The organism is Hyphococcus sp. (genome assembly GCF_965267305.1).
Taxonomy (GTDB): domain Bacteria; phylum Pseudomonadota; class Alphaproteobacteria; order Caulobacterales; family Parvularculaceae; genus Hyphococcus.
The window spans coordinates 2,063,662-2,073,844 of record NZ_OZ253945.1; the positions used below are offsets into that span (position 1 = coordinate 2,063,662).

At 58.4% G+C, this 10,183-nt stretch carries 11 protein-coding genes; 7 read left to right on the top strand and 4 right to left on the bottom strand.

What is annotated here, in order from left to right:
• Positions 1-13: 13 nt before the first annotated feature.
• Together ACQY5P_RS09715 and ACQY5P_RS09720 are read left to right on the top strand one after the other, a co-directional pair.
• Complete coding sequence (locus tag ACQY5P_RS09715; protein ID WP_428410547.1) at positions 14-1,096, top strand: DUF2855 family protein; 1,083 nt, start codon at positions 14-16, stop codon at positions 1,094-1,096.
• Positions 1,097-1,232: 136 nt separating this feature from the next.
• Positions 1,233-2,279: a patatin-like phospholipase family protein gene (locus ACQY5P_RS09720; protein WP_428410548.1), complete on the top strand. Its 1,047-nt coding sequence runs from the start codon at positions 1,233-1,235 to the stop codon at positions 2,277-2,279.
• On the opposite strand, the gene ACQY5P_RS09725 is transcribed toward ACQY5P_RS09720, so the two are convergent.
• Positions 2,276-2,824 carry a DsrE family protein gene (locus ACQY5P_RS09725; protein ID WP_428410549.1) on the bottom strand — a complete coding sequence of 183 codons (549 nt, stop codon included), beginning with the start codon at positions 2,822-2,824 and terminating at the stop codon, positions 2,276-2,278. The two genes, ACQY5P_RS09720 and ACQY5P_RS09725, sit on opposite strands and share 4 nt — an antisense overlap.
• Positions 2,825-2,912: 88 nt before the next feature.
• Between ACQY5P_RS09725 and ACQY5P_RS09730 the strand changes: the two genes are divergently transcribed.
• The 5 genes from ACQY5P_RS09730 to ACQY5P_RS09750 all read left to right on the top strand — a co-directional run bounded on the left by ACQY5P_RS09730 (position 2,913) and on the right by ACQY5P_RS09750 (position 7,579).
• Positions 2,913-3,668 (top strand): enoyl-CoA hydratase/isomerase family protein, encoded by a 756-nt coding sequence (locus ACQY5P_RS09730; RefSeq protein ID WP_428410550.1) that lies wholly within the window; start codon positions 2,913-2,915, stop codon positions 3,666-3,668.
• Complete coding sequence (locus ACQY5P_RS09735; protein ID WP_428410551.1) at positions 3,665-4,324, top strand: DsbA family oxidoreductase; 660 nt, start codon at positions 3,665-3,667, stop codon at positions 4,322-4,324. The genes ACQY5P_RS09730 and ACQY5P_RS09735 overlap by 4 nt, the downstream gene beginning before the upstream one ends.
• Positions 4,325-4,367: 43 nt before the next feature.
• Positions 4,368-5,261, top strand: coding sequence for a NosD domain-containing protein (locus ACQY5P_RS09740; RefSeq protein WP_428410552.1), 894 nt, complete (start codon positions 4,368-4,370; stop codon positions 5,259-5,261).
• 260 nt (positions 5,262-5,521) lie between these two features.
• Positions 5,522-5,725, top strand: a complete 204-nt coding sequence (locus tag ACQY5P_RS09745) for a cold-shock protein (RefSeq protein WP_428410553.1) — start codon at positions 5,522-5,524, stop codon at positions 5,723-5,725.
• A 579-nt stretch (positions 5,726-6,304) separates the two neighbouring features.
• Positions 6,305-7,579, top strand: coding sequence for a tyrosine-type recombinase/integrase (locus ACQY5P_RS09750; protein WP_428410554.1), 1,275 nt, complete (start codon positions 6,305-6,307; stop codon positions 7,577-7,579).
• A 163-nt stretch (positions 7,580-7,742) separates the two neighbouring features.
• Here the strand turns inward: ACQY5P_RS09750 and ACQY5P_RS09755 are convergent, their stop codons facing one another.
• From ACQY5P_RS09755 to ACQY5P_RS09765, 3 genes are read right to left on the bottom strand one after another with little or no spacing between them, the layout of a single operon-like run.
• A complete protein-coding gene (locus ACQY5P_RS09755) occupies positions 7,743-8,327 on the bottom strand; it encodes a hypothetical protein (RefSeq protein WP_428410555.1) in 585 nt (194 codons plus the stop codon).
• Positions 8,328-8,372: 45 nt separating this feature from the next.
• Positions 8,373-9,632 (bottom strand): type II toxin-antitoxin system HipA family toxin, encoded by a 1,260-nt coding sequence (locus ACQY5P_RS09760; protein ID WP_428410556.1) that lies wholly within the window; start codon positions 9,630-9,632, stop codon positions 8,373-8,375.
• Positions 9,629-9,850, bottom strand: coding sequence for a helix-turn-helix transcriptional regulator (locus ACQY5P_RS09765; RefSeq protein ID WP_428410647.1), 222 nt, complete (start codon positions 9,848-9,850; stop codon positions 9,629-9,631). The genes ACQY5P_RS09760 and ACQY5P_RS09765 overlap by 4 nt, the downstream gene beginning before the upstream one ends.
• Positions 9,851-10,183: the final 333 nt, after the last annotated feature.

The window sequence follows — 10,183 nt, forward strand, 5'->3', positions numbered from 1 at the left end:
AAGCGAGGCCGCTATGACCACAATCAGCGAATTCATCGTCCGCAAGGACAATCTTGGCGAAACCCGCATCGCAACGCGCGAAGCGCCGCCGTTGAAAGAGGGCGAGGTGCTGGCGAAAGTCGACCGTTTCGCGCTGACCGCCAACAACGTCACCTATGGCGTCGTCGGCGAGCGTATCGGCTACTGGAAATTCTTTCCCGTTGAAAAGGACGGCGACGGCATCATTCCGGTCTGGGGCTTCGCTGATGTCGTCGAGTCGAAACATCCCGACATCGCAGCAGGCGAACGGCTCTATGGCTATTTCCCGATGGCGAGCCATATCGTCATGGCTCCCGTGAAGGTGAAGGAAAACCGCCTGCTCGATGGCGCAGTGCATCGCGCCGGGTTGCCGCCGGTTTATAATTCTTACGCCCGCGTCAAAGCCGAGCCCGGCTATGACAAAGAGATGGATGACGACCGCATGGTTCTCTATCCGCTCTACGCAACATCCTTCTGTCTCTACGATTTCATGAAGGACAAGGGCTGGTTCGGCGCAGAGCAGATCATTATCCCGAGCGCCTCCTCGAAAACCGCTATCGGCTGCGCCTACGCCATCGCCGCAGATCCATCGGCGCCAAAGCTCATCGGCGTCACGTCGGGGCGCAACAAGAAGGCCGTCGAGAAACTGAAGCTTTACGGCGACGTCGTCACCTATGACGAGATTGAAAAGATCGACGCCTCTCGCTCTTCGGTCATCATCGACATGTCCGGGAACGGCGATGTTCTGGGCCGCCTCCACAGACATCTCGGGGACAACATGAAATACACGTCCAATGTGGGCGTCACCCACTACGATGCGAACGGCATGGGCCCGGGTTTCATCCGGGAACGGAGCGAGATGTTTTTCGCGCCGGGCCATATCCAGAAACGCACGCAGGAATGGGGGCCCGGCGCCTTTGAAAAACAGGCTTTCGAGTTCTGGAAGGACGCGGCTTTGAAATCGCGCGACTGGCTGATTATCCGCCGCGAGAGCGGCGCCGAGGCGGTCAAACGCGCCTGGGCCGACGTTTATGAAGGCAAGACCCCGGCGGACGCCGCATGGGTCGTGGGCTTCTGAATAAATCCGCAATCACAGAGAGTTAGGTCGCCCGGCCTGGCCTTCCTCGGCCAATTCCGAATTTTTGTGCAATGCACAATAAGTTGTAAAGAATTGCTGCGATCATCGCTGCCGCATGCATTTGAGGGGCGGCGCCATGGTTCTGCAGGATAGCGTTCAACATTGGCTTCAGCATTCCGCAACCGGGCAGCGCCTGCGACGGGCCTATCATCGCGCTGTGGGCGAGACGGAGCTGCGGCATGACGGGCAGACAAGGCTCAATCTGGCGTTGCAGGGCGGCGGCGTCCTCGGCGCTTTCACCTGGGGCGTTCTTGACCGGCTCAGCCGCGAGCCGGCGCTGCGCATCGACGCGATCTCCGGCGCGTCGGCCGGCGCCGTCAACGCGGCTCTCTTCGCATCGGGATATGTGACCGAAGGCGCGGAAGGCGCGCGGCGGCGTCTTGACGCTTTCTGGTCTGAGATCGCAGACGCGTCCGCCCTTGCGAAATTCGTCTTCTTCCCTGCGCTCTCTCCGGCGCAGGCAAGATGGTGGCGGCGCGCCTTTCATCCTTCCAGCGCTTTCGATTTCAATCCTTTGCGCAGCGCCCTCGAAACCCATGTGGACTTCGACGCGTTGCGCGCGCCCGAAGCGCCGGCGCTTTTCATCTCGGCGACGCATGTGCCGACCGCGAAAGCGCGCCTTTTCACCAATCAGGAATTGACGCTCGATGTGCTGCTGGCATCGGCCTGTCTTCCCAATCTTCATCCTACTGTCCTGATTGACGGAGAGCCCTACTGGGATGGCGGCTTCACCGCCAATCCCGCGCTTTCGCCGCTGACCGACAGGCCTGCTGACCGCACGCTGCTGGTGCGTCTTATGGCGTCCGGCGCCGAAAAACTCCCTCAGGGCAATGAAGAAATCGACGCCTATATGAAAAACCTGATGTTCGACCGGCCGCTGGAGGAAGAACTCGCACGGCTTGCCGAGACGAAAAAGCTGACCGCCCTCGATGTGGTGTTCGCCGGCGATTATGAGCCCGACGCTCAAATTACGACGCCGCCCTCGCCTGCGCTCATTCGCTCGCTATTTGAAAAAGGCAAAACGGCCGGCGAGGATTATTTCGCAAGGCTCAAAGACGATCCGGCTGAAACGCCTGACCCGCAGCTAGCGCGAAGGACGCAGCTGTCGCCTGACAGCTCTTAAAACGGGTTCAGCTCATAGCCTTCGCGGGCCAGCACCGCATGGGCGGTCATGGCGGAGATCGCCATCTCGACGCCGGGAATGAGGTCTTCCTTCGTCACTTCGTAGTAGGCGGCGCTCTGGCCGCAGACGATGATGCGCACGCCCTTGTCCATCAGCGCCGCAAGCATTTCCGCATTGGCGTTCTCGCCTCCGACCGCTTCAGCGTAATGCGCGGCGCGGGTCATGTCGTTCACCGCCTTGCCATGAATGACAAGCGCGAGTTTCATCTTCTTTTCAGGAACACCGGCGCGCGCATGCATGTTGATGAACCGCGCCGCCGTCTCCAGCCTGCGGTTGCGCGACCCGGCCTCGCCGCCCTCGCGCACATCGAACCGCACCTTGAAATCCATGCCTTTCGGGATAACGAAATCGGAGTCGATGTCAGCGACAGGCCCGAACTCTTCGAATACCGGCCCTTTTGTGAACGCCGCCTCTTCAGCAAGAGCGGGCGCCGCAAGCAACATGGCGGCGAATGGCAAGGCGAGTGCGCCGATCCGGTATTTCATATCGGTTTTCCTGTTCAGTAATGTGCGACGCGCTGGCCCCGAACGGCGCCGCCGGCCTATAAGAAACGAACATCGGGAGTATAGCCTTATGTCCGAACCGCTCGTCAAATCCCGCATAGAAGATGGCGTCGCTGAGGTGACGCTGAACCGGCCCGACGCCCTCAACGCCTTCACGCCCGATCTTCTGAAAGCGCTCATCGCGGCGATCGGGGAAGCGGAAAGCGAAGCCAGGGTGATCGTGCTTGCCGGCGAAGGCCGCGCCTTTTCCGCCGGGGTCGATCTGAAATTGCTTCAGGGCGCAACCTTCAAGGAAGGCAAGGTGGACGATGTCTTCGACAATCTGTCGATCACGGCGATCGATAGCGTCCGCCATTGCCCGGTCCCCGTCATCGCCAAGGTTCATGGGTTTTGTTTCACCGGCGCTCTTGAGCTCGCGCTGCAGGCCGATTTCATCCTGACGGCGGCAGATGCGAAATTCGGCGACACCCACGCGAAATGGGGGCTGCGTCCCAGCTGGGGCATGAGCCAGAATCTCGCCCGCGCCGTGGGCGTCCGGAAGGCGCGGGAACTCTCCTTTACCGCAAAGACGTTCACCGGCGCCGAGGCGGCGCAATGGGGCCTCGCCAACGCCGCCTATCCTGACAAGGATGCGCTCGACGCCGAAACTGCGGCATGCGCCGCGGCGATTGCGGCGGCGAGCACCGGCGCGATTGCGGCGTATAAGGATCTTTACCGGTTCGCCGAAGAGAACCCGGCGCTCGAGGACGCGCTTGCCGAAGAGCAGCGCAGGGATTATCCGCAAATCACCGACACCATGGATCGCCTCAAGGGATTTCAAAAGTGACCGACCGCGCGCGCCTTCTCGTCGATATCGTCGCGGACCCGGTCTGCCCCTGGTGCTATGTGGGTCTCAAGTCGTTCATCGCCGCAAAAGAGCGCCTGAAAGACGAGTTCATCGTTCTGCCGCGCATCCGCGCCTATCAGCTCAATCCCGACACGCCCGCGGAAGGCGTCGACCGCCAGGCTTATTACGCGAAGAAGTTCCCCGCCGAGGCGCAGCGCGCGCAGATGATCCATCAATTGAAAGCTGCGGCGCTGGGCGCCGGGTTTTCCTTCGATCCCTCGAAACCGACGCATCTGCCCAATACGCTGAAAGCTCACCAGATCATCCGCCTCGCCCATTTCGACGGCGCGCAGGAACGCCTCGCCCTTGCGCTCTATGCGGCCTATTGGGACGAGGGCAGAGATATCGGCGATGAGGAAACGCTGGCCGCGATCGCCGCTGATGCCGGTCTCGACGCGGAGAACGCCCGCCAGGATCTTAAAAATCCGAAAAGCGCCGCGGAGGTCAAATCCGAAGCCGAAGCCTTTCGCCAGGCCGGCGTCACCGGCGTGCCGACCTACATCGTCAACGAACGCACCGGCTTCGCCGGCGCCCTGCCGCCCGCGCGGCTTGCCGACAGCCTGCGCCAGGCCGCCGCCGCCACAAGGGTGCAATAATTTTCCTGCTGCGGGCGGCGCGCCTTTTGCTTAAACTCTGCGCATGAAGAATTTTTTTATCATCATTGTCGCCTTCATGACATTTTGTGGGGGCTGCGCCGGCCCGGCTGCTGCGGAGATTTCCGTCAGCGACGCCGCCGCGCTGGAAAAAGCCGTCGCGAAAGCGCGCAAGGGCGAGACGATTTTGCTTGCTCCGGGACAATACGATCTGACTGATCTCAAAATTCCGCGCGACCTCACCCTGAAAGGCGAAGGCGAAGTCGTTTTCTACACGACGCGCCCGACGGAAAAAGGCATTCTCAATCCGCTCTGGGATGCGTCGCTGCGCGTTGAAAACATCCGTTTCAAAGGCGCGCGCGCCCCTGATTTCAACGGCGCCGGGATCCGCCATGACGGCATGGATCTCACTGTAATCAACTGTATTTTCGACACTAATGAAGACGGCATTCTGGCGACCGGCCAGGACGAAGGCGTGGTGACGATTTCCGGCTCAGCCTTTATCAATAACGGCTATGGCGACGGCTATTCCCACGGGATTTATATGGCGAGCGGGCGCAGCCTGACCATTACGGAAAGCCGCTTTACGGGCACGCGCATCGGCCACCATGTAAAGTCGCTCGCCGCCGTCACGAAAATCACCGGATCGAATTTCGACGACGCCGACGGCAAGACAAGTTACTCCATCGACGCCTCCAAGGGCGGGAATGTGGTCATCACCGGCAACAGCTTTATTCAGGCGGCCGACGGCGATAATTCGACTCTCATCAATTACGACCAGACCCGGGGCGGCGGCGCTGATGCTCTCGTCATTTCCGGCAATCGCATCGTCAACCGCAACCGCAACGGCCGCTTGCTCCGGAACGGAACAGCCCTTGTTCCGATTATTGAAGACAATGAGATCACAAATGAGGCGGGCGGACGATTATCAGTGAAATAACGCGCGCACTCGACGCTATAACAGATGATATAACACATGCTATAACATTCGACGTTATGTTATTGTGATTTCAGCGCACTCTGCGCGGCCTTGACGCCCCACTTGACCTGTATTCTAAAATTATTTTTGCGACTTTGTTTTGCCCGACTTACGACCTCTGCCCGCCCTGGGCGCTCTGGCCGATTTAAGATCCCAAGACATGGTTGCCTATGAAGACCTCTTGAACGAGGGGGACTACGCCATGGATAGGAGATCTAAGAATGGCTACAGGCGCTGTTAAATGGTTCAATGCAACCAAAGGATACGGGTTTATCGCTCCCGATGACGGCGGCAAGGACGTTTTCGTGCACATTTCCGCGGTAAAAGAAGCGGGCATGGCCGATCTGCAGGAAGGACAAAAACTTTCCTACGAACTGATCGACCAGCGCGGCAAAACTTCCGCCGGCAATCTGAAAGCGGTCTAACGCTTTTTATCTTTACGGAAACCGCCGCGAATTTGGAGAGGTTCGCGGCGGTTTTTTGTCTGCATTCAAATTCATCAGTATAAAGATTAAATATCCTGGAAGCGCTGCGTGTTGTTAACTTCGGAGAACCGACGCGGCCCGTGCAAACCAGCCTTTGCAGTCAGCCGGCTTAAAGGCGTCCCGCGCGCCGGGAAACAGCCGGTACGGTTGAGGGCCTTTGTCCGCACCACAGCGTTCGTCATGAATAAGTTGAAAATGGCGGTCCCGACAGGATTCGAACCTGTGGCCTCTGCCTTCGGAGTTGTACCCTACACTATTTCCGAGGATTTCCGAGGTTTTCGACATTCTTGTGGATTTCACTAAATCCAGCAACGAATTCAATCAGCTAAAGTGATCCTCAGCCCGCAGAACGTTGCGAAACGTTCGAACGGTTTGCATCCCAATTTGGTCCACGGTGCTGAGATGGTGCTGACTTGAAATCGCGTTTTCGTTTCTGCCTTTCCAAGGCAGCGGTCAAATTCACTGGTGCTAATACGGTGCTAGGATGTCGGCCGAACGGCCTATTGGACGGTGTCGCAGATGCCGTCCGATAATGTCAAGCTGACCAAACGTGTCGTCGATGGCGCTTCGCCGATGGAGCGCGCTTACACTTTGTGGGATCGCGACCTCGCCGGGTTCGGGCTCCGGGTGCAGCCGACGGGGGTCAAGTCCTACATCGCCTTTTACCGGATCGGCGTCGGCAGAGGCGCGAAGCAACGTCAGGTCACGATCGGCAAATCGACCGCCGTCACCTGCGAGGCGGCGCGACGCGAAGCGCACAAATTTATCGGTGCGGCGCGCGCCGGTGAGGACCGGTATGACGCCATCCGCAAGGCCGAAAATGAAAACATGTCGGTTTCGCGCATCATCGACCTATGGGCGGAAGAGGCTGCGCCGATCAATCGCAGGACCGGAAAGCCTCGCCAGGCGGCCGGCGTTTTGAACGACATCAACCGCCTTAACGCTCATGTGAAGCCGCTGATTGGCCCGCGCCCGATCGGGGCGCTTTCAAAGGGGGATATCGAAAAGCTTCGCGACGACATCACGAAAGGCAAGACTGCTTGCGAAGTTAAGACGAAGAAATTCGGTTTGCGGCAGGTCAAGGGCGGCGAAGGAACCGCGAAGCGCACGATCAGCACTTTCAAAAGCGTGCTCTCGTTCGCTGTCGACCGCGGGTTCATCGTAGAGAATGTCGCGCTCGGCGTGAGGCTGGCGCCCGACAATAAGTGTGAGCGGTTTCTGTCCGAGGAAGAGGCTGGCCGGGTCGGCGCCGTCCTGGCGAAATGGGAAGCGGAGGAACGGCGCATGTCCGGCGTCCGGATCGTCAAGCTTCTGTTACTCACCGGCGCCCGAACGGCGGAGATAGAAGAATTGCGCTGGAACGAGATCGACTTCGATCAATCTTTTTTCCGGTTCAGCAGCACGAAATCTGGAAAATCCATCCGGCCAGTCTGTCCGCAGGCGCTGGAGATTCTCCGTGTGACGCCGAAGCGACACGATGAATTGGTATTTCCCAATAAAAAACTGAGCGGTCCTTACCGCGGCACACAATCTGTTTGGCGGGATATTCGCGTCGAAGCCGGCGTGCCCGATGTGCGCAAACACGACCTCCGCCACAGCTTCGCCAGTTTTGGAATATCAAGCGGGTTATCATTGCCGATCATCGGCGCGCTGCTCGGCCACCTTCGGCCCGAGACAACGCAGCGCTACGCCCATCTGGCCGACTCCCAGGCGCGCCAGGCCGCCGTCAGCGTAGGCGCTGTCGTAAGCCGTGCATTTTCATCCAGCGCGGAAGCGCGTGGCAATTCTGACTGAATTGCCCGCCGGACAATTTGTGCATTCCGCCTTCCTCAACATCTTAAGGTGCGCGGCGCGCTCGCGCCATAAGCGCATGCGGGAGCCGTATTGAACCGAAAGCGATGCCTCAAATGACGTCAACACGAACACTGACGCGCGAGCAACTTTACGGATTTGGATATTAGCGCTGTGCGCGCGCCTCAACAGTCCCGTCAAATTTCTGCGTAAAGCTTTCGACAAAGGCGCCGCCCCGATAAATTTCGACTAACGCAGTTTCAGCATGACGGTCGATGTCTAAAAAGCACCCGAGCTCATAGCCGCGGACGTATTTGGGATTGGCTCCTGCAAGGGGGTAGACTTCACCGGACGGCTTGGTGAGCGCTCTGAGCCGCATCCGGTCGCTATCCTTCCTCGCCTCTGGAGCAGCGGCTTTCTTCATTTCGATAGCGATCAGATTGTCTCTCGTCCGAATTTCCCCCCTGCTGTGGAGGATGACATCGCAAGTTATGGGGATTTCGCGCAAATCGTCATCAAGGATCGTTTTCACCTCTCCGTAGTTTCGGTTGTATTCTGCGTCTGCCCGATAGGCGTCAAACCCGTTGGCCCTTGCATTGGCTTCGAGCGCCGCCGCCAGCCTGTTGCACAGGCTTTGCTCATGCACGTCTTTCAGAATGAGCGCGCGATCATCTTTTAGAAAACGCACGAACGATTCTTCAAAGATGATTTGAAGCGCTTTTTCTCCGTTCGTTTCGCCGGACGCTTGCATGTTGTTCTCCCGGTTCGCATCATATTCCGCGTCACAACGCTCGATTTAGGCCAGGCGCTGGCGAAGACTTTCGGCGCGATTAGTGACAAGCGATTGGATTTCGCCCAATGATTTCTGGTCGTGCCCGACGGCGGCGATTTCTTCAGCGGCTGGTTTTGTCGCTTTGACCACGGCGTCCGTGAGTTCGGCCGCTCTTGATTTGACGTACCGGGCGCCGAGCCCTGTTTCTTCCGCAAATTTCTCCCAATCGCCGGGCTTCACCTCTTCCAAGGTGTGGCGTTTGGCGATTTTCATGGCGAGACGCGGCGAGAGCGCCGGGTAATAAACTGTCGATAGCAAGTCATAAAGCGGCGCCAATTCGATTGCGCCATCTTCACGATAGAGAAGGCTGAAATTCTTGGCGTGCGCGTCGGCGTTGCCAATGATGAGATTGAAAATCGACGCATCAAAAAGCTTCAACATTTCGATTGCGGGACGCGATGCGGCGCGGCGCAAAAGGTCGAAGCAATCACGAAACACGGGTCCGCCTTCGGCGGCGTATTTGTGATCGGAGGTGAACCCCAACGCCTGACAAAAATCTTCCTGATGGAGACGATAAAGCCGACCTTCATTGCCGCGGCGGCGATCATACCGTTCAACGAGGAGGAATGAGCGGTCTTGAACTTGGCTAATCTCTACGCTGGCGACGGAGAGGCCGATTTTCTGCGCGAGCCGCATTCCGAACGCTTCATTTTCGGTGGTTCCGGGAAAGCGGTCGATCGGCGGTTTTAAGATATGGCTGGTCGCCTCTCCTTGCGCAGGAAGCGCAACGGCGCCGTCAACGATAACAACCGGAAGTTTAGATTGAGCGCCCGCAAGCGACAGGCGAAGCCCTTCACGCCCGGCGAGAAGCGGCCGCACCGGCAGATCATCCAAAATCGCGATGAGCTCTTTTTCGCTTAGAGGCTGCGTTTGATTTTTAGCTTGCGGCGCCGGCGGCTCCTCCCCTTCCGGCCATAGCGTGAGGGCGCCGGCGACTTCGCCGCCGAGTTCATTCAAAAGCTTAAATTCATTTCCGCGGGAAACGCCGAGCGCGCGCGCCGCCGCTTCGCGCTGGCTTTCTTCCGGCAAAAGGCCTTCAAAGAATGGGCGGCATTCACGGCGGCTGAACGGCTCTTCGCGTTTCGGCAGAGACATGGAGATCGCAGGATGCTTCGGATTATCGAGCCACGCTTTCGAATAAGCGAAACTCATGTCGCCATGGCGATCAACGCTGAGGGCGCCGACAACCGCGCCATCCCACCAAACGCTCAAAGTTTGGGTCATGGCTTGATCCTGTCGGGCGCATCAAGGGTGATCCGGCATCCCAGGGCGTCGAGAACCGCAAGGGTCTTGCCGAGTTGCGCCGTCTCCTTCCCGCCCTCTAACTCAATCAGGAATCGCAAGCCGACGCCGGCCGCGCCGGCGAGCTGATCCTGCCGGAGGCCCTGGCGTTTGCGCATGTCGCGAATGGCTATGCCGATGTCTTTTGGCGTCATATACATATTCCCGAGCGGGAATATATGATGATACTCGGCGGAAATCAAGGGCTTTATTCCCGGACGGGAATAATTGACGGTAGGTTGCTTCCGGGACCCCAAAATATTACCGCTCGGGAATAAAAGCTACCCACCCGACACGAACAGCGGTCGGGAAAAGAGCGCCCTTCTCATCCGGATCGCCTGGAATGCAGAGTAATATAATGGTTCGCATTCCAAAGGCGGCGCCAAGAAACAAGCTTACCCAGAGGAAATACCAGAAGAGGAGAAAGCGAAGTTCGCGAAATGCGCCTGAGGACTAAGTCTTTGCAGGCATCTATAATGTAAATAGGATCACAT

Coding starts and splice junctions, on each gene's coding strand:
- ACQY5P_RS09755 (WP_428410555.1), bottom strand. CDS start 8,327: ATGCAAGCGTCCGGCGAAACGAACGGAGAAAAAGCGCTTCAAATCATC.
- ACQY5P_RS09760 (WP_428410556.1), bottom strand. CDS start 9,632: ATGACCCAAACTTTGAGCGTTTGGTGGGATGGCGCGGTTGTCGGCGCC.
- ACQY5P_RS09740 (WP_428410552.1), top strand. CDS start 4,368: ATGAAGAATTTTTTTATCATCATTGTCGCCTTCATGACATTTTGTGGG.
- ACQY5P_RS09750 (WP_428410554.1), top strand. CDS start 6,305: ATGCCGTCCGATAATGTCAAGCTGACCAAACGTGTCGTCGATGGCGCT.
- ACQY5P_RS09730 (WP_428410550.1), top strand. CDS start 2,913: ATGTCCGAACCGCTCGTCAAATCCCGCATAGAAGATGGCGTCGCTGAG.
- ACQY5P_RS09745 (WP_428410553.1), top strand. CDS start 5,522: ATGGCTACAGGCGCTGTTAAATGGTTCAATGCAACCAAAGGATACGGG.
- ACQY5P_RS09725 (WP_428410549.1), bottom strand. CDS start 2,824: ATGAAATACCGGATCGGCGCACTCGCCTTGCCATTCGCCGCCATGTTG.
- ACQY5P_RS09765 (WP_428410647.1), bottom strand. CDS start 9,850: ATGTATATGACGCCAAAAGACATCGGCATAGCCATTCGCGACATGCGC.
- ACQY5P_RS09715 (WP_428410547.1), top strand. CDS start 14: ATGACCACAATCAGCGAATTCATCGTCCGCAAGGACAATCTTGGCGAA.
- ACQY5P_RS09720 (WP_428410548.1), top strand. CDS start 1,233: ATGGTTCTGCAGGATAGCGTTCAACATTGGCTTCAGCATTCCGCAACC.